A 21,545-nucleotide genomic window follows, 5' to 3' on the forward strand; every position below is an offset into this window, starting at 1 on the left:
GTGCCAGCATTGCTTGTGTTCGTCGCCCGACCCCCTCCCCACCACCTCACCCGATGACACCCAGGATGCACCTGGGTATTCTGCCCCCGCTTTGAGCGACCTGCCCAGACTGCTCCTGTGCAGCTTCGACGTCATCCCCGGCCCTTCCGGCTCGTCACGTCGTTTGACCGAGTACCTCAAGGCGTTGCCGGATCGCTTCTCCGTGGTGGTGCTATCGGCGAAGACGCCTGACCACTCCCACATCGAGAAGTACCAGGGTGCTCGACTGCTGCGCGTCCCGGTAGGCTCGGGCGACCTCGCCTCTCGAATCCAGGCTTTCGAGCGGGCCGTCCGCCGCCAGCTCGAGAGCGAGGACTACGCGCTCGCCCACTTCACGGACCCGTTCGGCGGCTATGCCCTGTGCGAGCTGAAGGGCGACTACGGCTACCGCCTCATCTACGAGGCCCAGACCTTCCCCTCGCAGGAGCTGCGCTACACGCATCCGCAGACAGAGGGCGACCGGCGCTTCCTGTCGAAGGTCCGCAGGCAGGAGCTGTTCTGCCTGATGAACGCGGACCTCATCGTCACCGGCTCCCAGACGACGCGCTCGTACATCCAGTCGCTCGGTGCGAGCGAGGAGCTCATCCGCGTCGTGCGCGCACCGGTGGACCTCGCGCCGTTCGCGCCTGATGTCCTGGGCGCTCCGGATGGCGAGCCCCTGCGGTTGATGTACCTGGGCAGCCACGTGGGCTGGCAGGGCCTGCCGACGTTGCTGCGCGCCGTAGCGCTGGCGGGGCAACAGGTCGAGGTGCGCCTCACGCTCGTGGGAGCGCAGCACCCAGACTGGCAGCCCCATCTGGATGACCTCGTGAAGGACCTCGGCCTGAAGGACCGGGTGGAGTTCCAGCCGCCGGTGCATCACGACGACGTGGCGAAGGTGCTCGCGCTGGCGGACGTGGGAGTGCTCGCGCTCGACGACGTGGAGCGCAATCGGCTGCAGGGTGGCCCCCTGGCCAAGGTGTCCGAGTACTTCGCCGCTGGCCGTCCCGTCATCGCCACCGACCTGCCCGTCTGCCGCGAACTCATTCCAGAGGATGCGGCGCTCTTCTTCCCGGCCGGGGACAGCCGGTCCATGGCCGACCGCATCATCGAGCTGGCACGGAACGTTCCCCGTCGTGTCGAGATGGGCAATCGAGCCCGCGAGCACGCCGAGGCAGCGCTCGATGCCGGCGTCATCCGGGGCCAGTTGCTGGACCTCTACGACTCGCTATTGGAGAAGCGAACGGGTCCGGTGACGAGGTCGAGCGAGGACGATCTACCGGCGGCGACGATGGTGACGGGGACCCCCACCAGCCGGCTCGCGACGCTGCTGCCTCCGGACAGTGGGCGGGTGAAGATTCCCCAGCCCGAGAAGCGAGAGCCTGTCGCGGAGAGTCCCGCCGAGCCGCCTGTCGACGCCTCCAGTGACGACCCTCCCGTGGTGATGGGGATGGTGCTGGACGACGGGTTCGATACGCGACTCATCAAGACGGAGCCGGACGCACGCCCCATCGAACCGCCCGTCGTGATGGGTCTGCCCCTGCGCGAGAGGGCTGTCGTTCCTCCCGCGGCGACATCGAGTCCCGAGGTCTCCACCTCGAATGGAGCAACGAGTCCCGCGCCGTCAGAGCCGACGCCCCTGACGTCGACGGCCATATCCGCGGACCCGACGCCCGTCACGCCGATTCGCGCAGCGTCGACCGAGGCGACGGGGTCCGAAGAGAAGCCTACCGACCGCCAGATGGAGGCTCGCGAGGAGGACGAAAAGCCCGAGGAGCCCAGCAAGTCCGCGACACCGCACCTCGAAGATGCTCCACCTGGCCCGACGCCGGTGGAGCCACAGTCGTCCAGGACGGACGAGGAATCACGTGCCCGTCCTGAGGCTGGCGAGCCCTCGAATGGGGACGACCGCGCGGATGAAGCGCCCTCGCCCACTCCGGTCGTCCGTGCACCTGCACCGCTGAGTCTCGACGAGCCCCCTTCGCCCACGCCCATCGTTCGGGCTCCAGCGCCGCTCCAGAGGGACGAGCCGCTCTCGCCCACGCCGATCGTTCGGACTCCAGCGCCGCTCCAACGGGAAGAGCCCCCTTCGCCTACGCCCATCGTCCGGGCTCCAGCGCCGCTCCAGAGGGACGAGCCGCCCTCGCCCACGCCCATCGTTCGGGCTCCAGCGCCGCTCGATCGTGACGAGCCGCCCACCCCCACGCCCATTGTTCGGGCTCCCGCTCCGCTCCAGCGGGATGAGCCGCCCTCGCCCACGCCCATCGTTCGGGCTCCCGCTCCGCTTCCGTTCGACGAGCCGCCCTCGCCGACGCCCATCGTCCGGGCTCCGGCGCCGCTCCAGAGGGACGAACCGCCTTCGCCCACGCCCATCGTCCGCAGCCCTATCGCCGCAAGGCACGAGGACGAAGCACCTGCTCCGACGCCGATCATCCCTGCTCGCTCCGTGCTCGCCAGTCGCAGCACATCGTCGCGAGTGGAGACGCCTTCCCGTCGGATGTCTCAGCTCACCACTCCGACAAAGGGGACTCAGTCCGTCGACTCGGAGCGAGGAGCAGCCCGTACGGATGCGGTCCGCGAATCGGAGCGTCCGTCTGGGCGCACCAACTCCGTCTCCGAACCTGAGCGGTCCACAGGTCGCGCCGGTTCCTCCGCCGAATCGGACCGCCCGTCGGTTCGCGGCGCTGCCGTTCCCGAGCCAGAACGTCCTTCTGCGCGCGGCAGTTCCTCCACTGACTCTGAGCGCCCATCGGTTCGTGGCGCTGTCGTGCCAGAGCCTGAACGCCCCTCGGCACGCACGAGCGGCTCCACCGAATCGGAACGCCCGTCGGTTCGCGGTGCCCCGGTTCCCGAGCCTGAACGTCCCTCGGCACGCACGAGCGGCTCCACCGAATCGGAACGCCCGTCGGCTCGCGGTGCCGCGGTTCCCGAGCCGGAACGCCCCTCCACACGTACGGGTTCGTCCACTGACTCGGAGCGTCCCTCCGTTCGCGGTACTCCCGTCCCCGAGCCGGAGCGCCCCTCTGGTCGAACCCCATCCGTGCCCGACGTGGAACGTGCGTCAACTCGCACGGGAACCACCGACTCGGAGCGTCCCTCCGTTCGCGGAGCCACTGCCCCGGATCCGGAGCGTCCCTCGGGCCGGACCACGTCCGTGTCCGAGTTGGAGCGCGCGTCAGCTCGCACGGGAACCACCGACCCGGAGCGTCCCTCGGGCCGAGGAGCCGTCCCCGAGCTCCCTCCACGAAGCACCGACCCGGAGCGACACACCCCGCGCCCCTCGGGCATCGTCGAACCCGAGCGTCCGCGCGGCGCCTTTGACGCCGACCGACTCCCGCCCCTGGTCCGCCCGACCCCGCCCACCGAGCCCGGCCGCACCGCATCACTCCGTGGAAGCGCGACCGATCCCGAGCGTCCACCCCCCGTCCTCACCCCGGGCCCCGTCCTCACCAGCACGGACCGCCCCGCCCCCCTCCTGGGCGACCTCCCCTCCCTCGATACGGATCGCGGTCCGCCGATCCTCCGGCCCGGCGCTCCAACGTCGGACACGGACCGTTCCGCCCGAAGCGAACCCGACCGCCCACCCGCGCTGCCCCCTCGCGCCAGCGCGCCGCCGCCCCCCGTCCCCCGTCAGCGCCCTCCCCGGCTGATGTCCGTGGACGGACCGCCTCGGCTGGAGCCCATCGACGGAGCCGCCGCTCGCCCCGCGCTGAAGGCCGCCACCTCGGCCGCCGAACCCGAGGACGAGCCCGAGGAGATCTCCGAGGACGAAGCCCAGGCCATCGAGGATGGTGATGACGCGGGGCCTACTCCATCCCACTCCCGCCCACGTCTCGATGAACCGGACGAAATCAGCAGCGACGAGGTGGAGGAGGCCGAGGTCTCCGTCAGCAGCGCCGCGCAGCTGATCGAAGACGAGGACGAACTCCAGGAGGCCGAAGCCGAGGAGGCCCTCCCGGAGCCGGCCACGGACGACGACGGCCCCGCGCCCGAGCCCCTCTCCTCGACGCTGAATCCCTGGTTCGCCCAGCTCGCCCACGGGTACTGTCCACCCGAAGGCACTCGGTTCGCCCGTCACACGCCCCCCACCACCTTCCCGGGGCGGGATGACGATACGGATCCGTCCCGATTGCCCCCCACGCCCCGTGCACAAGGCGTCGTTCGCGGCAAGGGCTCGTGAAGCAGCCAACCGAGCACCCTCCGGAAACTTTCCAAGCTTCACGCCCGCCCAGTAGGATGTTGCGGTTTTCACTGCACTTTTTACGGGTGAAAGGGCTTCATGGAGCGCCGCGTCCTCATCGTTGAAAGCCAAAACGACTTCGCCCTCAGCATGGCGACCGTGCTCAAGAGCGCGGGTTACCAGACCGCCATGGCGGCGACTGCCACGGATGCGCAGCGCGAGCTGGAGAAGCGCCGGCCGGATCTCGTCGTCCTCCGAGCCGAGCTGCCGGATCAATCCGGGTTCACGCTGTGCGGGCAGATCAAGAAGGGCAAGTGGGGCCAGAATCTCAAGGTCCTGCTCCTGTCCTCCGACACGGGAGTTGAAGGTCTCACGCAGCACCGGCAGACGCCGGGCGCCGCGGACGGCTACCTCGTCATCCCCTTTGAAATGGGGGAGCTGGCGTCGCTGAGCACGGGCATCGTCCCCCCGGGGACGGATGAGTCCGACGCGTCCCTTGACGCGGCGCTCTCAGGCAACGGCCCTCGCGAGGCCCCGCCTCCGATGCCGGCCATCCGCACCAGTCCGGGCGGTCCGCCCAAGCTTCCCAAGCGCGAGCGCCGCAGCGCGATGACGGAAGAGGACCGCGCGTTCCTCGACCGCGCGTTCCAATCCATCGCCGACCGCAAGGCGGAGCTGCTGGCGGAGTCGCGCCAGCTCAAGCGCCCACCTCCGCGCCGCGAGCTGATGGGCACGCCGGAGGGGAAGATCCAGATCCTCCGCGACGAGCTGAAGACGCGCGAGGCCCAGCTCGCCCGCCTCTCCGAAATCTGGAGCGTGCGCGAGCGCGAACTCCTGTCCGGCGAGGACCGGCTCCACGAGAAAGACGTGGAGCTGCAGGGCCTCAAGATGCAGGTCGACGACCTGTTGCGCCGCTTCAACGAGGCGCAGCAGGCCATGCTCCAGAAGGAACGCGAGCACGGCGCCACCGTCGATGATCTGCTGCTCCAGAAGTTCTCCTCGGAGAAGGACCTCATCGAGGTCGTCGCCTCCAAGGAGAAGGACATCAACCTGCTGCGCAAGGAGGTCCACAACCGCGAGGACGAAGTCGCGCGGCGTGGCACCGACCTGGAGCACCTCCGAGCCGAGTACGACAAGCTGGAGAAGCTCCACAACGTCGTCACGCTGGAGTTCGAGGTCAAGGAGCAGAAGCTCCATGACACCGTCCGCGCGAACGAGGCGGAGATCGCCCAGCTGGGCAAGCGCGGTGACGACTTCGAGTCGGAGCTGGGCCGCACCGTCAGCGAGAGGGATCAGCGCTACGCCGAGCTGGACGGGGAGATTCAGGCCCTCCAGGAGCGGCTGCAGCAGACGGAGCAGGAGCGCGACACCACCGTCCGCGGCCTGGAGACCCGAGCCGCCTCCGCCGAGGAGCACGGCGCCCGGGGCGACGCGGAGATCATCCGGCTGAACGCGGAGCGCGACGCGCTCGAGGCGCGGCTCAGCCAGCAGGTGGCGGATCTGGAGTCCGATCTCGCGCGCACCACGAGCGAGCGCGAACAGCTCCGGATGGACAAGGACGCCCAGGAGACGGAGCTCAATCAGCGCGTCGAGGATCGCGACGCGAAGATCTCCTCCCTGGACCGCGAGCTGGCGGAGACCATCGCTCACAACGAGCGCACCGAGGCGGACCTCAACTCCAGCATCCAGCAGCAGCTGGAGCGCATCGGCGAGCTGGAGGGCGAGGTCGAGGCCGTCAAGGCGCACCTGGCCGACCGCGAAGCCGAGCTGTCTGGCGAACTCCAGGCACTCACCGACGCGAAGAACGCGCTGGAAGAGGACCTCACCGGCCGTCTCGAGGCGCTGCAGATCGCCAAGGACGCGCTGGAGGAAGACCTCACCCGGCAGCTCGAGGACGTGCGCGCGGCGAAGGCCGAGCAGGAAGCCGACCTCACCGGGCAGATCCAGGCCCTCACCTCGCAGCTCGAGGAATCGCAGCGCCTTGGCGAGCAGCTCCAGGCGCGCGTCGCATCGCTGGAGGACACCGTCGCCCAGCGCGAGTCCACCATCGAGGGGCTCCAGGGTGACGTCGCGGCGAGGGATCAGCGCATCTCCGAACTGACGGGAGACCTGGAGGCCACCAGCCAGACGCTCTCGCAGACGCAGGACACGCTGGCTCGCACCGAGCAGCAGCTCGCGGACACGCAGAACACCCTGGCGAGCACGGAGCAGACGCTCTCCGAGACTCGCGGCGAGCTGGAGGCCACCAGCCAGACGCTGAGCGAGACGCAGACGCGGCTGGCCCAGACGGAAGAGGCGCTGTCCACCACGCGCGGCGAGCTGGAGGCCACCAGCCAGACGCTCGCGCAGACCCAGGACACGCTGGCTCGCACCGAGCAACAGCTCGCGGACACGCAAGGCACGCTGGCCCAGACGGAAGGCTCGCTGGCGGAGACTCGCGGCGAGCTGGAGGCCACCACCCAGGCGCTCACCCAGACGCAGAACACGCTGGAGGAGACGCGCGACGAGCTGGGCACCACCACCGCGCACCGCGACGCCCTCAAGGTCGAGCTGGACGAGACCCACGGGGCGCTGCAGACGACGCAAGCCGCGCTGGCGAGGACCACCGGCGAGCGGGATCAGCGCATCGCCGAGCTGCAGGCCCTGGGCGAGGCCAAGGACGCGCTGGAGCAGCTGCTCACCGGCCAGATTGGCCATCTGCGCGGAGAGCTCGCGGAGACGCTGGGCAACTACGAGGCGGAGCGGGCCGCGCACGAGAAGCTCGCCGCCGAGACGAGCGCGAACATCGAGGACCTCACCAGCGAGCGCGACGGACTGCGCTCGGAGCTGGAGGCCACCAGCCAGTCGCTCGAGCAGGTGCAGGGACAGCTCGCCGCCACGAGCGATGCGCTGTCCCGTGAGCAGCAGGCGCACACGACCAGTCGTCAGCAGGCGGCCAGCGCCCAGTCCGCGCTGGAGGCGGAGCTCAACGACGCGCGCAACCAGGTGGAGGAGCTGGGCGAACAGCTCACCATCACCAAGCACGAGCTGGGCGCTCGGGTGGCGGAAGTCACCCAGCTGTCGTCCCATCTCGCTCAGGTCGAGGACACGCGGGCCAACCTCAAGGAGCGGCTGGACGCGCTCACCGAGGAGTCCCAGCGCCGCGAGGAGCTGCTCCAGAACGACCTGGCCACCAAGGGCAAGGAGCTCTCGGACACGCTGCGCAAGCTCACCCAGGTGACGCAGGAGAAGATGCGTCAGGCCGAGGTGCTCAACCGCGAGGTCGCCACCCGCACCGAGCAGCTCAAGGCGCTGGAGACCAAGCTCCAGACGCAGGCCGCCGACGCCAAGCGCCACGCGGACGGACTCGGCCAGCAGATGGCCGGGCTCAACAACCAGTTCGAGCTGGCGAAGAAGACGCTCGGCGAGCGCGAGGAGCAGCTGCGCGCGGCGGGTGCCCAGCACCAGAAGCTGGTGCAGGAGCGCGACGGCGTCTCCGGTCAGCTCCAGCAGTCCGAGGCCCGGCTCCAGCAGCAGGCCCAGCAGGCGCAGCAGGAGCGCGCCGAGGCCAAGCGAGCCTCCGACGAGCTGGCGGCGAAGCTGGCCAAGGCCGAGCAGCGCGTCGCGCAGCTCACGCAGGAGGCCCAGGCGAAGGCCGCCGACGCCGACGCGAAGGCCAAGGACATGCAGGGTCAGCTCGCCACCCGCACCAAGAAGGTGCAGGACCTGGAGCTGGCGCTGGAGAACGCCCAGGGCGCCAAGGCCCGCGCGGAGAAGGACCTGGTCGCGAAGGTGTCCGCCGCCGAGGGCAAGGCCAACGAGGCCGCCGCCCGACTGGCCACCGCCCAGAAGGAGCGCAAGGACCTGGAGGCGCGGCAGCTGCGCGAAATCGATGAACTGGGCGCCAAGCAGAAGGCCGAGCTGGAGCGTCGCGAAGCCATCAAGACGCAAGAGGTGACGCGCCTGCAGCAGTCCGTGCAGGAGAAGAGCAAGGCGCTCAAGGTCGCGGAGCTGGAGCTGGCCCGCTTCAAGAGCAAGTCACCCGCCACCCCTGCCCCGGTCGCGGGCAAGGCCGCCAAGGCCGCGGCTCCCTCGGACGACGACGAACAGCTCGCCCTGCGCACGCAGCTCAATCAGATCATCCCCGCCGCGGCCGCTCCCGCCGCGGCTGCTCCCGCGAAGGCCGCCAAGGCCGCCGCGAAGCCCGCCGCCGCGAAGAAGGCCGCCCCCGCCCCCGCCTCCGCGGCCACGCCGCTGGGTGGCGAGGAGTCGGAGCCCACCGACCGCACCATGCTCGTGCAGCTCCCCGTCGGTGGGGTGAAAGAGGATGACGACTGGACGGCGCTGGTGGACGAGCTCGACAAGTAGCTCGCTGCCCGGGGGCCGCCGCCACGGTGGCGGCCCTCGCCGGAAATCCCTACCTCGCGCTGTCTGGAGTTCCGGCACCCGCCGGGAAACCGGCACGGGGGCCGGGGAGCCTCAGGCGGTGTCGCGAGCCTTCGGGCCGCGACATCCATGCCCTACCGAGGCGGAAAACTCAGAGGGCGGCGCGCGCGTCGCGCACCAGTTCCTTGAAGTGCAGGCTGGCGAGGACGTCGCGGAGGGAAGCCTCACGCCCGACGCTGTGCGCCTGCATCTGCGCCTCACGCCAGCGGCTCACCAGCGTCCGCACGGCGATGTACGACAGCAGCAGGGGGAAACCACCCGGCAACAGGATGATTGCCAGCGCCATCACCATCCTCATCCACGCCCACACCATGACCACGGACCTCGCTGCTTTCCTTCGTGAGTTGCGCCATAGAGATGCACGACGTGTGCCCACGGTGCGCAAATAATTTCCCCACGTTTTTCCGCAGGGTTGGAGGGCAGCGAGGCAGGAAGGTTGGGGACGAAGGCCACGGACCCTGGCATTTTTGCCGCAGTCGCCTGGGGGGCGTCGGTTAAGTTCCACCGGGTGAGCACCCCTTCGACGGCAGAGATCCGCACCTTCACCAGCGTGGCGGACGCGGAGAAACACCTGGAGCAGGTGGGATACCTGCCCTCCCCGGAGATCGCCACGGCGGCCTTCCTGGCGGACCGGATGGACAAGCCCATCCTCGTCGAAGGCCCCGCGGGTGTGGGCAAGACGGAGCTGGCGCGGGCCATGGCCACGGCGCTGGGCCGCGAGCTCATCCGCCTCCAGTGCTACGAGGGGCTGGACGAGGCCAAGGCCCTCTATGAGTGGGAGTACGCCAAGCAGCTGCTCTACACCCAGCTCCTCAAGGACAAGATTGGGGAGATGGTGCAGGGCACCTCCACGCTGTCGGAGGCGGCGGACCGGCTGGCCTCGAGCGACGCCGTCTTCTTCTCCGAGCGCTTCCTCCTGCCGCGCCCCATCCTCCGCGCCCAGCTCTCCGAGCGCCCCGCCCTGCTGCTGGTGGATGAAATCGACAAGGCGGACCCGGAGTTCGAGGCCTTCCTGCTGGAGGTCCTCTCCGACAACGCCGTCACCATCCCCGAGCTGGGCACCTTCCACGCCAAGCACATCCCCCGCGTGCTGCTGACGTCCAACAACGCGCGCGAGCTGTCCGACGCGCTCAAGCGCCGTTGCCTGCACCTGCACATCGACTTCCCGGACCGGGAGCGGGAGCTGCGCATCGTCCGCTCGCGGCTGCCCCACGTGCCGCAGATGCTGGCCGAACAGGTGGTGGAAGCCGTCGCCGCCATCCGCGCCCTGGACTTGAAGAAGGCGCCCTCCATCAGCGAGACGCTGGACTGGGCGCAGAGCCTGGTGCTGCTCAACGCGGAGCAGCTCACCTCGGACGTCGTGGCCTCCACGCTCAATCTCGTCCTCAAGTACGAGGGCGACATCGAGAAGGCCCGCGCCAACCTGCCGCAGATCGCCCAGGCGTGAAGCCCTTCATGACGCCCGCCCTCCCGGGGGCGGCGGGAGGGTGTCCGACAGACGGTGTATGCTCGGGGCTCGCGCCCACCGAGGCCCTGGCTCACTTGTGCTCCTGAAGGAACGCTTCCAGATCACCCGGCCGCTCGAGGAGCTGGAGCTCTCCCTCGTGCGCGCGTCCCTGGCGACGCCTGGCCTGCTCGACGAGCGCGAGGAGGCCGTGCTGCGCACCGCGCTGTCACTCGCGCGGCTCTACAAGGTCCAACACGGGGGGCTGGACGTGGGTGTGGGCGCCCTGCTCACGCCGTTCCGCGAGGAAGTGGAGCGCCGGCTCACGCCCGTGCTCGGTGGGCTCCGGCCTCCGACGCGAGACAGGCTGGTGCCCCACGTGAGGGACTTGCGCGAGCACGCCGCGAAGGCGCGTGACGGCGTGGTGGCCCGGCTGCGAGGGCGTGTCCCTCCGGAGGCGTTGGACCGCGAGCTGCGTCACAAGGAACTGGTGATGGTGACGGGGGGCGGAGGCGGCACCGCCTTCGTGTACCTGGGCGTGATGAGCCTGCTGGCCGAGCACGGCCTGGAGCCGAAGCTGCTCGCGGGCGCGTCCATGGGCGCCATCCTCGCCATCATGCGCTCGCGCATGGCTCTCTTCGACCCCACTGAGATGATCAACATCGTCCGGGGGCTGTCCTTCCGGAAGCTCTTCCGCTTCATCTCCACGGAGAGCCGCTACGGTCTGCCCGCGGCGCTGCGCCTGTTCCTGCGCGCGGGCCTGGGACGTTTCTTCGGCGCGGGCCCCGAGGGCAGCGGCTTGCGCCTCAAGGACCTGCCAGTGCCCACGCTCATCTCCGTGGGCGGCATCCGCCGAGGCATGCTTCCCCGCCCGCTCGAGTATTACGAGCGCCTGATGGGCACCAGTCCCCTGGGCCTGCTCAACCCCGCGGGCGTGGCGCGCCGCATCCAGGCCGCCATGGGCGCCATGGCGGAGCTGTTCACCCGCCCCGAAATCACCGTGCGCCTGCACCTGGGCTCGGACGACTCCACCGGCGAATTCGACGCGCTCGACGCCGCGGGCTTCTCCTCCGCGCTGCCCGGCGTCATCCACTACGACGTGCTGCGCGAGGACCCTCGCATGCACTCGCTGCTCGATGACCTGCTCGCGCACCACGGCGTGGCGAGACTCATCGACGGGGGCCTCGTCGACAACCTCCCCGCGAAGGCCGCGTGGAAGGCCGTCGCGCGAGGACGCATCGGCACGCGCAACACCCTCATCCTCGCGCTGGACGGCTTCGCGCCCCGACTCGCCACGCCCTTCTGGCTCCCCCTCCAGCGCCTGGCCGCGATGACGGTGGCCCCCAACCTGCCCTACGCCCATCACATCAAGCGCTTCTCCCGCACGCTGTCACCGCTGGATGTCGTGCCCTCCGTGGAACTCGCGTCCAAGGCGCTCCACTACGGCCGAAAGGCGCTCGCCGAGGACCTGCCCTTCTTGCGACGCATGCTGGCCCCACTGCCACACGTGCTCTGATTTCCCTGAAACGGCTTTCACGCTTTGACCTCATAGGGTCCAGTGGCTAGAAGGGCCGGGCAGTCCCACTTCTTACAGGCCGAAGGAACCCCCGCATGAGCTCGACCTCGACCAGTGTTTTGCGTGCCGACCAGATATGGCTCGACGGCAAATTGGTGAAATGGGACGAGGGCCACGTGCATGTGATGACGCATGCGCTGCACTACGGGCTCGGCGTCTTCGAGGGCATCCGCGCGTACAAGACGCATGATGGCCAGCTGGCGGTGTTCCGCCTGCGCGAGCACATCCAGCGGCTGCTCGACTCGGCGCACATCTGCATGTTGAAGATGCCGTACACCGAGGACGAGCTCGTCGAGGCGTGCCTGGACCTGCTGCGCAAGCAGAAGGACCTGTTCGCCAACGGCGCGTACCTGCGGCCGGTGGCCTTCATGGGCGATGGCGCCATGGGCCTGGGCGCGGTGAACCCCACCCGCGTGGCCGTGACGGCGTGGGATTGGGGCGCGTACCTGGGCGACAAGGGCATCCGCGAGGGCATCCGCGCCAAGGTCAGCTCCTTCACGCGCCTGCACGTCAACGTGAACATGGTGCGCGGCAAGATTTCCGGCCAGTACGTCAACTCCATCCTCGCCAAGCGCGAGGTGGTGCTGGCGGGCTACGACGAGGCCATCCTCCTGGACATCAGCGGCTTCGTGGCCGAGGCGTCCGGGGAGAACATCTTCATGGTGAACAAGAAGGGCGTCATCAAGACCCCACCCTTGTCCTCGCCCATCCTCGACGGCATCACCCGCGACACCGTCCTCAAGATTCTCCGCGACAGCGGTCGCACCGTGGATGAGGTGACCTTCACCCGCGACGCGCTCTACATCTGCAACGAGATCTTCTTCACCGGCACCGCCGCGGAAATCACCCCCGTGCGCGAGGTGGACGACCGCACCGTCGGGACCGGCAAGCCCGGCCCCATCGGTACCTTCGTGCAGGACATGTACTTCCGCACGGTCCGGGGCATGGAGCCGCGCTACGCCGAGTGGCTCACCTACGTCTGACCCCCGGCGCCAGGCCTCCGGCGCCGTCCGGGGTAGGGAGCCTGCCTCCCTGCCCCCAGACCCCGGGAATCATCCCTTCTGCCCTCCCAACGCGGGTTTGGGCTAGAAAGGGGCCCGATGGCACCCGCCGGACACGCCTACGACGACAATCCGTTCAAGCTTGAGAACCCTTCCATCCTCGACATCGCTCCCGCGGAGCCGAAGTCGGTGGAGGAGACGGGGCTCAAGATGGGACTGCTCGCGGACATCGCGCTGAAGTTCCTCTATTACACCGGCACCGGCACCGGCATGGTCATCGCGGCCGAGATGCGCCTTCCATGGTCGGGCGTCATCGAGCACGTGGTGGACTTCCTCGCCACGGAGAAGCTGGTGGACCTGCGCGGCGGCAAGGGCTTCGGCCGCGCGTCCGTGGAGTTCATCCTCACGGAGAAGGGCCGCGAGTACGCCCGCGACGCGCTCACCCGCACCACGTACGTGGGCCCCGCCCCCGTGCCCATTGAGCAGTACAACGCGCTCATCACCAGCCAGACGGAGGAGACGCCCGTCGTCAGCCAGGAGGAGCTGGTGATGGCGCTCAGCCACCTCACCGTCCCCGCCGAGCTGATGGACAAGCTGGGCCCCGCGGTGAACTCCGGGCGCTCGCTCTTCCTCTACGGCCCCCCGGGCAACGGCAAGACGAGCCTCGCGGAGGCCGTCTCCCACATGTTCGGCGGCGAGGTCTACGTGCCGCACTGCCTGGAGATCGGCAATCAGATCATCCAGGTGCATGACCACCTCATCCACACGCCCGTCTCGCTGGAGATGGGCGGCGATGCGTCCGGCCGCCGTCAGAGCTTCGAGATGGACAACCGGTGGATGCTCTGCCGCCGGCCCGCCGTCGTCGTCGGTGGCGAACTCACGCTGGAGACCCTGGACCTCATCTACTCGGAGAGCACCCGCTTCTACGAAGCCCCGTTCCAGGTGAAGGCCAACGGCGGCATGCTCCTCATCGACGACTTCGGCCGCCAGAAAGTCCACCCCACAGACCTTCTCAACCGGTGGATCGTTCCCCTGGAAAAGCGGGTGGACTTCCTCACCCTCCATACCGGCAAGAAGTTCGAAATCCCATTTGATCAGCTTCTCGTCTTTTCCACGAATTTGGACCCCAAGGAGTTGGTGGACGAGGCGTTCCTGCGCCGCATCAAGTACAAAATCGAGGTCACCAATCCCGACGAGGAGTCCTATCGGGAGATCTTCCGCCGGGTGTGCGAGGCGGCGGGAATTCCCTATGTGGACCAGGCCGTCACGTACCTCGTCGAGCACTATTACAAGCCCAGGACGATGCAGCTTCGCGCGTGCCATCCCCGCGATTTGGTGGGGCTCATCAAGGACGCGGCCCGGTACCGGCAGATACCGCCGGCCCTGTCCAAGGACCTGCTCGACCAGGCGTGCGAGGTCTTCCTCGTCAATCTCTAGTGGATTTCGTTGTTACAACCGTGCGGAATTTCTAGAATCCGCATGCCGTTGTATCGCTCGGCCGCACGCTTCGGTCTCCGCCCCGCGGGGATACGACGCAAGAAGGAGCCGCAGTCCGTGAAGGAACGCTACCAGGACATCGACGAGAAGAACGAGGCGCTGCGCGAGTACCTCGACATCTACAAGGACAAGCAGCCAGCGCGTGACTTCCTCGAACAGTTCGAGATGTCGTGGATCTACCACGACGCCGCACTGGAAGGCGTGGTCTACACCCACCAGGAACTGAAGGCCGCGCTGTTCCCCAGTCGCGCGAGCGCCGAGGCCTCCATGATTCCGGTGGTGCTCGAGATTCGCAATCACAAGGCCGTCTGCGACTTCATTCGCGAGGAAGCCGCGGGCGCCAAGAAGCAGGCGCAGATCACCCTCACCACCATCAAGCGGATGCACGACCTCTTCCTCGGGAACACCCCGGAGGCATTGGCCGAGCGAGCGCGCATGGAGCGACGGGAGCGCACGGAGAAGGAGCTCGCCAAGGAGCGCGAGCGCTCGGGGCTGCGCAAGGACATGCCGCTGCACCGCACGTACTTCCACGACATCCACCAGCCCGCGAAGATCCAACCGGCGCTGGAGAAGCTCGTGGACTACACGGCCAGCGCCGAGTTCCGCGAGTTCCATCCCATCAAACAGGCCGCCACGGTGCAGCACAGCTTCCTGCAGATCTTCCCGTTCACCGAGCACAGCGGGAAGGTGGGGCGCATGTGCAGCAACCTCATCCTGCTGCGCAATGGCTACATGCCCGCCGTCATCCACTCCATTGACCGGCAGCGCTATTACGAGTGCTTCCGGGGCCCGGTGGCGCAGTTCCGCACGGTGCTGATGGACGCCATGGAAAACTCGCTCGACAACGGGGTGAAGTACTTCAGGGACCTCGGGCGCAAGTACAAGGCCATCAACAACTAGTTGGACCTCCTCAAGGGGGCAGGAAGGCGTCCGGGCACACGGCCTTCCGCCCCTCCGTGAACGTCGGGGGGGGCGTTTGCACCATTGATGTGCGGGTGACACCGCGCCCTCAATGTCGAGGAGACAACATCCGGCATCTCGAAACCCGAGGCCGGAGGAAGTAAAGAAGACCATCCATGCCCGTGACCCAGTCCTTCAACAGCCGCCGTGCCCAGGGAACCATCGGGGGCGAGCTGACGGAGCCTCCGCCACCGCGACTGGCCCTGCTATCGGCCCGGGACAAGCTGGACCGGCTGCTCCAGGTGGCCAAGGGGCACCGCAAGGCGCTCATCCTCACGCACGACAACCCGGACCCGGACTCGCTGGCCGCCGCGGTGGCGCTCGCCCACCTGCTGGAGCGCCGAGCGGACGTGGAGGCCCACGTGGGCTACGGGGGCATCATCGGCCGGGCGGAGAACATCGCCTTCGTGAAGGTGCTGCGGCTGCCCATCTCCCACGTGTCGCAGATCGACTTCGACGAGTACGACCTCTTCGGGTTGGTGGACACGCAGCCCAAGGTGGGCAACCACTCGCTGCCCGTGCGGCTGGAGGCCCACCTCGTGGTAGACCATCACCCGCTGCGCGAGGAGAGCCTGGCGTCGCCCTTCGCGGACGTGGGCGGGGACTTCGGCGCGACGTCCACCATGCTGGTGGAGTACCTGCGCGCCGCGCGCGTGGAGCCCTCCGTCGAAGTGGCCACCGCGCTGTTCTACGGCATCAAGGCGGACACGAGGGACCTGGGCCGCGAGACGACGCAGACGGACATCGACAGCTACCTGTGGCTGTTCCCGCGCATGGACAAGTCGATGCTCGCGCAGATCGAACACCCCGAGCTGCCGGCGCGCTACTTCCAGCTGTACCACACGGCTTTCGAGCGGGCGAAGGTCTACGGCACCGCCATCGTCACCGACCTGGAGGAGGTCTACTCCCCGGACATGGTGGCGGAGGTCGCCGAGCGGCTGATGTTCCTCGAGGGCACGAAGTGGTCGCTGGCCTTCGGCACGTACCGCAACCAGCTCTACTTCAGCCTGCGCGTGAAGGACCGGCGGATGAACGCGGGCCGGCTCATCCGCGAAATCTTCGAGGACTACGGCGGCTCCTCCGGCGGCCACGGCAGCATGGCCGGCGCGCGGCTGCCGCTGTCGGGCAAGGCGGCGCAGCGCAAGGCGCTCAAGCGTGAGCTGGTGAGTCGCTTCCTGGAGGCCTTCGGCGTCTCGGACGAACGTCCCGTGTCGCTGCTCTCCGCGCAGGACTCGTGATCTACTGGGACTACAACGCCGCCGCGCCTGTCCGGCCGGAAGTCGCGACGGGGCTCGCGCACGCCCTCGTCCACGGTGGCCATGGCAATGCCTCCAGCGTGCACGCCGCCGGCCGCGAGGCCCGCGCCAGGCTGGACGCCGCGAGAGCCCGGGTGGCGCGCGTGCTGGGCTGCGAGCCGAAGGAAGTCTGCTTCACGGCCTCGGGCAGCGAGGCGGATGCCCTGGCCCTGGTGGGCGCGTGGCATGCGCGTCCCTCGCCGGAGCGACGTCGGCTGGTGACGTCGGCGGTGGAGCACCCCGCCCTGCTGGGCGCGGTGGCGCAGCTCGAGCGGGAAGGCGCGCAGGTGGTGCGAGTCGCCCCAGGCCCGGATGGGCGCGTGCGCGAGGAGGACCTGCTCGCGGCGCTGACGCCGGACACCGCGCTGTGCTCGCTGATGTGGGCCAACAACGAGACGGGCGTGGTGCAGCCCGTGGCGGCCGTCGCCCGCGCGTGCCGCAAGCAGGGCGTGATCTTCCACACGGACGCGGTGCAGGCGGCGGGCAAGCTCCCGCTGTCGCTGCGCGAGGTGGACGCGGATCTGCTGTCGTTGTCGGCGCACAAGTTCGGCGGGCCCTCGGGCGTGGGCGTGCTGGTGGTGCGCAAGGGCGTGGACGTGCGCGCCCTCACCCCCGGACACCAGGAAGGGGGCCGTCGCGGAGGGACGCAGAACATCCCGTATGCGGAGGCCCTGGCGCTCGCGCTGGAACTCGCCGCGGGTGAGCAGGCGACGCTGGCGGCCCGGCTCGGCGCGCTGCGCGACGACTTCGAGCGCGCGGTGCTGGAGTCGGTGGTGGGCGTGACGGTGAACGGCGCGGGTGTGGCCCGCGTGCCCAACACGAGCAACCTGCGCTTCGATGGCGTGGAGGGCGAGGCGCTGCTCATCGCGCTCGACCTGGATGGCGTCTGCGTGTCGATGGGCGCTGCCTGCGCGTCCGGGACGTTGACGCCCTCGCACGTGCTCCGGGCCATGGGACTGTCAGCGGTCCAGGCACGCGGAAGCCTCCGCTTCAGCCTGGGGCCCGACACCCGCGAGGACGATGTGCGCCGCGTCGTCGACGCACTCCGTCGTCACGTGCCCCTGGTTCGCGCCCTCGCGGGCTAGGTCCTCTTCGCGCCCGACGCACGCGCGTGGCCCCGCGTCCTTGCACGCCGCCACGTACGTCAGGCGCACTTGACGCATATCCATCCCCGCCGAACCACGAGCATCCTCCTGTGAATGCCGCGTCCCCCTTGGGGGCATGGGCGCTTGATGAAGGCGACTCCGGTGGAAAGCATCATCCCCACTGCCGACAAATCAGGGGGGCTGCAAATGGGTCAGGGTTCGAAGGGGCTGGGGTTTCTGAGGAATCGGTTCGCGGTGCTCGTGTACGGGCTCGCGCTCGCATGTGGCCCGGGCTCGGCGGAGCTGGGGGCCGGTGACACACAGCGCCCTGGAACGGAGACGGGTGCGACTCGAGTCACCGCGCTTCGGGGTGACACGAGCGCCGCTGGCGACGACCCGGCGCTGTGGGAAGAGCAGATGACACCGCTCAACGCGAAGGAGTTGTTCCGGAGCCAGTGCCCCTCGGCGGCCGACGCGCAGGGCCCCACGCTGTACGTCGCGAACACGGGGCCCCGGGATGCAGAGGCTCCGCTGGGCTCCTCGGACAATCCCTTCCCCACCATCATGGCGGCGGTGAAGGTGGCGCAGCCGGGCGACGTCATCCAGGTTCGCGAAGGGACGTATCCCGAGCAGGTCGCCATCAATCCACTGAAGGCGCGCGCCGGAACGGCCACGTCGCCCATCGTCCTGAGGGGGGAGCCGTCGCGCCGACCTCGCATCGTCCCTTCAACGACCGACGTGGGCAGCCTGCTGGTGCTGAGCCAGCCCTATTGGATCGTCCAGTCCGTGGAGGTGGACGTGCTCGAGCGCCCCTCGTTCGCCGCGCTCTTCGAGGACAGCACCACCTGCTCGCAGTTGACCGACTCCGTGCTCCATGGCGGCCGGGCTGGCGGAGGGGTCGTCGTCAGCGATGCGACTCGCGTGCTCGTCGACGGCAACGCCATCCACGACTTCTCCAGGACGGGCCTCGACTCCCACGGGGTGGCGGTGAAGGGCTCCTCGCGCGAGGTTTTCATCCTGGAGAACACCATCCACGATGCGTCGGGCGACGGCGTGCAGTGCCAGCCCAGTGAAGCGAGGCCGTCCACCGTCTTCATCGAGCGAAACCAGATGTACGACTGCGGCGAGAATGGCATCGACGTCAAGGCGTGTGACGACATCGCCATCTACGAGAACGTCCTCTTCCGCTTCCCCAACCTGGAGCGCTACCCGTGGCAGGAGAAGACCTCCGCCGCCGAGGCGGTGTTGATCCACGAGGACGCGACGAACATCCAGATTGTCGGCAACCTCGTCTTCCAGGCGGGCCGCGGCATCTCCATTGGCGGGACGTCCCCGGTGGACAACCCCGTCAACGTGCTGGTGCAGGGCAACAGGGTGACGGACATCTACAACTTCGCGAACCGGCACAACGGCCAGGGCATCCGCGTCGTGAGGGCGCAGGGAGTGCGTGTGCTCGGCAACCTCATCGAACGCACGGCGGACTCGGGCCTGCGACTGGCCGCGGACGAGCCCTTCGTCGTCTCGGACCTGACCGTCTTCGACAACACCCTGAGGGACATGCGCAGCTTCGTGAAGCTGGGCCGCGACACGTCCCGCCCCGGCCTGCGGTTGGACCGCAACCGCTACGAAGGAGCGAGCGGCATCTTCAGCGCCTTTGGACTCCTGTCCGAAGGTGACTTCGCGGCCTGGCACGGCAGGCTCACACCCTACGGACTCGAACAGCACTCCGTGCGAGTCACACCGGGAGACCCCGATGACCTCCCGCTCCCCATGTTCATCCCCACCGCCCTACCAGTTCTGCTCGGGGAGTGACTTCTCACGCACGTCTTCGTCCGGTTGGCCGTAGCCTGGCATCCCGTCCTCGCGCGGCTCATCGGGCTTGGGCGGAAGCCGCTGGGGAAGGTCCTCGCGTGTCTTGCGCTCGGGGGCGGGCTCTTCGGGCTGGGGCTTCGGAGGCTGGGGCTGGGTGGCCATGGCGATCCTCGGGGTGCGGACATGCACGCTCGGAAGGAAGCATCTCCATCCCCTCGGCCAGAGGGGACTGGGGCCGCGAGCCTCGGCGCGAGCGCGCGCCTGCTCCCCTACTCCGCGCGCGACGTGCCGGAAGGGGGCACCGGCGTGCTCGCGGCTGCGTCGTCACTGGCTCCGAACAGGCCACGCACCACGGCGGCGATGGCCAGCGGCGTGCCCACCCGCTCGTCGTAGTGCGGCGCGAGCGCCTGGGCGAAGGACTCGGCCGAGGGGAAGCGGTCCTCGGGACGCTCGGAGAAGGCGCGCCGCACCACGTCCTCGAGCGCCTCCGGCACGTCCGGGCGCAGCTCCCGCAGCGGCCGGTAGCTTCGCGAGCGGATGGCGTGGAACACCTCGTCCGGCGTGGTGCCGGTGAAGGGACGCTCCAGCGTCAGCAGCTCGTACAACACCACCGTCGCCGCCCACAGGTCCGCCTCCGGGCTCACCTCGCCGAGCAGCGACTCCGGGGACAGGTAGTAGGGCTTGCCCAGCACCTCGCCCTCCTGGAGCTTGCCGTCGACGAGCACGCGGGAGACGCCGAAGTCGCCCAGCTTGATTTCGCCCACGCGGGAGATGAAGAGGTTGGACGGGGACACGTCACAGTGGACGATGCCCAGCGGCTCGCCCTGCGGCCCGGTGGCGCCGTGCGCGTACGCGAGCGCCTCCAGCAGCACCTTGCCCAGGTACACCGCGAAGTCCAGCGGCAGGGGGATGCCGCGCACCTTGCAGCGACGGAGGATCTGACCGAGGTCCCGGCCATCCACCAGCTCCATGACGATGAAGTAGATGCCCTCCAGCTCGCCTGCATCCAGCACCGTGACGATGTTCGGGTGGTGCAGCTGCTTGGACAGCTGCGCCTCGCGCGAGAACAGCGACACCGACTCCGGATCCGCCGTCAGCGCCGGCAAGAGCCGCTTGAGGGCCACCGTCCAGCCCTCACGCGGGCCGGACAACACCCGCGCGCGATACACCTCCGCCATGCCGCCCTTGCCCAGCACGGAGAGAATCTCGTAGTGGCCGAAGACCCGCTGGGTCCTGGGGGGCGAGGGCGTCTGACTCACGGGCTGGTGCTTCCGGCTCCCGCCGACTCGCGGCCCGGCGCGCGCTTTCGATTCTTCGCCTGCCTGGCCTGCTCGATGTCACCGGCCAGCGCCTTCACCAGCGCGGCCTCCCAGGGCTTGGGCTCCTCGGGCTTCCAGCCCAGGTCCAGCGCCCGGCGCAGCAGATACGGAACCCGGCTCTTGTTGCCGGCCATGTCATGCGCATACGCCTGCCACGCATAGACATCCGGCCGCCCGGCGGGCACCGAGGAGATCCGGTTCAGCGACTCCAGCGCCTTGGAGGAGTTGCCCGTCCCCAGATGGCAGCCGGCCATGCCCACGAGCGCGTCCAGGTTGCGAGCATCCTCCAGGAGCGCTGCCTCGAAGCGCGAGCGGGCGACCTCCCACTTGCCCACCGCGAGCAACTGCAGGCCCATGCTCACGGGACTTGTCGCCACCACGGGGGGGCGGGCCTCGGCGACCTTCGCCTCGGGGCTCTTCGGCGCCGCGGCGACGGCCTCCTCGGGCTCGTCGGTGGCGGCATCCGGCGCGCTCCCCTGCGCTCCAGAAGCGGCGCCCTCCTCCTCGCCCTCCTCCACCGGCGCGCCGCCCAGGCCCCGCAGCAGCAGCTGCGAGTCCTTCAGCCCCGGAGAGTGGCACCCCTCGGGCAGCCGGAAACGCGCGGTGATGACCGACGACTGGGGGTTGTAGACGGCCAGCACCGGGAAGCTCCGGGCACCCACGCACTCGGGTACCCCGGACAGGCACACCTGCACCGTGGCCACCAGGACGTTCCCCTGGAACTCACCGGTGAGGACCTCCGTGCCCGCGGGGAACTTGCAGCCGCCCCCGGACCCGGCGGACGTGCCGACCAGGCGCTCGCCCACCATGTGCAGGTCCACCTGCCCGTAGGTATCCCCCATATAGGGGCCTGCGAGCTTCGGGCCCGCCCAGGCGAGGCCGGAGGTGACGGAAAGAGCCGTCACGAGTCCCTTGTTTAGAAGCGAGGGCGGC

14 protein-coding genes are annotated in these 21,545 nt (G+C 69.1%); 10 read left to right on the forward strand and 4 right to left on the reverse strand.

From position 1 onward, the window contains the following. Positions 1-91 precede the first annotated feature (91 nt). Positions 92-4,198 (forward strand): glycosyltransferase, encoded by a 4,107-nt coding sequence (locus tag HUA78_RS46390; RefSeq protein WP_254623700.1) that lies wholly within the window; start codon positions 92-94, stop codon positions 4,196-4,198. 99 nt (positions 4,199-4,297) lie between these two features. Next, entirely contained in the window at positions 4,298-8,545 is a 4,248-nt protein-coding gene (locus tag HUA78_RS13285; RefSeq protein ID WP_174476423.1) for a response regulator, read from the forward strand. Positions 8,546-8,714: 169 nt separating this feature from the next. On the opposite strand, the gene HUA78_RS13290 is transcribed toward HUA78_RS13285, so the two are convergent. Then, positions 8,715-8,909, reverse strand: a complete 195-nt coding sequence (locus tag HUA78_RS13290; protein WP_246137619.1) for a hypothetical protein — start codon at positions 8,907-8,909, stop codon at positions 8,715-8,717. 222 nt (positions 8,910-9,131) lie between these two features. Here HUA78_RS13290 and HUA78_RS13295 point away from each other — a divergent pair, with 222 nt between their 5' ends. The 8 genes from HUA78_RS13295 (at position 9,132) to HUA78_RS13330 (ending at position 19,293) form a co-directional block, all read left to right on the forward strand. Then, positions 9,132-10,070: a MoxR family ATPase gene (locus HUA78_RS13295; RefSeq protein ID WP_174455206.1), complete on the forward strand. Its 939-nt coding sequence runs from the start codon at positions 9,132-9,134 to the stop codon at positions 10,068-10,070. Positions 10,071-10,167: 97 nt separating this feature from the next. Beyond that, entirely contained in the window at positions 10,168-11,583 is a 1,416-nt protein-coding gene (locus tag HUA78_RS13300; RefSeq protein ID WP_371745567.1) for a patatin-like phospholipase family protein, read from the forward strand. Positions 11,584-11,678: 95 nt separating this feature from the next. Then, positions 11,679-12,626: a branched-chain amino acid transaminase gene (locus HUA78_RS13305; RefSeq protein ID WP_174476425.1), complete on the forward strand. Its 948-nt coding sequence runs from the start codon at positions 11,679-11,681 to the stop codon at positions 12,624-12,626. 117 nt (positions 12,627-12,743) lie between these two features. Continuing rightward, on the forward strand, positions 12,744-14,081 hold the full coding sequence (locus HUA78_RS13310; RefSeq protein ID WP_141647032.1) for an AAA family ATPase: 1,338 nt from the start codon (positions 12,744-12,746) through the stop codon (positions 14,079-14,081). 117 nt (positions 14,082-14,198) lie between these two features. Then, positions 14,199-15,041 (forward strand): Fic family protein, encoded by an 843-nt coding sequence (locus HUA78_RS13315; protein WP_141647033.1) that lies wholly within the window; start codon positions 14,199-14,201, stop codon positions 15,039-15,041. Between the two features lie 176 nt (positions 15,042-15,217). Further along, the gene (locus tag HUA78_RS13320) at positions 15,218-16,339 is read left to right on the forward strand and encodes a bifunctional oligoribonuclease/PAP phosphatase NrnA (protein ID WP_174467767.1); all 1,122 of its coding nucleotides are present in this window, start codon (positions 15,218-15,220) and stop codon (positions 16,337-16,339) included. Beyond that, positions 16,336-17,481, forward strand: coding sequence for a cysteine desulfurase family protein (locus tag HUA78_RS13325; RefSeq protein ID WP_174476426.1), 1,146 nt, complete (start codon positions 16,336-16,338; stop codon positions 17,479-17,481). Before HUA78_RS13320 ends, HUA78_RS13325 begins: the two co-directional genes overlap by 4 nt. A gap of 207 nt (positions 17,482-17,688) precedes the next feature. Then, the gene (locus HUA78_RS13330; RefSeq protein ID WP_174476427.1) at positions 17,689-19,293 is read left to right on the forward strand and encodes a right-handed parallel beta-helix repeat-containing protein; all 1,605 of its coding nucleotides are present in this window, start codon (positions 17,689-17,691) and stop codon (positions 19,291-19,293) included. Here HUA78_RS13330 and HUA78_RS13335 read toward each other — a convergent pair. The 3 genes from HUA78_RS13335 to HUA78_RS47690 form a co-directional block, all read right to left on the reverse strand. Continuing rightward, the gene (locus HUA78_RS13335; protein ID WP_141647037.1) at positions 19,270-19,455 is read right to left on the reverse strand and encodes a hypothetical protein; all 186 of its coding nucleotides are present in this window, start codon (positions 19,453-19,455) and stop codon (positions 19,270-19,272) included. The two genes, HUA78_RS13330 and HUA78_RS13335, sit on opposite strands and share 24 nt — an antisense overlap. Positions 19,456-19,562: 107 nt before the next feature. Then, positions 19,563-20,552, reverse strand: a complete 990-nt coding sequence (locus HUA78_RS13340; RefSeq protein WP_174476428.1) for a serine/threonine-protein kinase — start codon at positions 20,550-20,552, stop codon at positions 19,563-19,565. Beyond that, a complete protein-coding gene (locus HUA78_RS47690; protein WP_174462345.1) occupies positions 20,549-21,517 on the reverse strand; it encodes a tetratricopeptide repeat protein in 969 nt (322 codons plus the stop codon). Before HUA78_RS47690 ends, HUA78_RS13340 begins: the two co-directional genes overlap by 4 nt. Positions 21,518-21,545 lie beyond the last annotated feature (28 nt).

It is taken from the genome of Myxococcus sp. CA033, from assembly GCF_013336625.1.
GTDB classification, from domain to species: Bacteria; Myxococcota; Myxococcia; order Myxococcales; family Myxococcaceae; genus Myxococcus; species Myxococcus llanfairpwllgwyngyllgogerychwyrndrobwllllantysiliogogogochensis.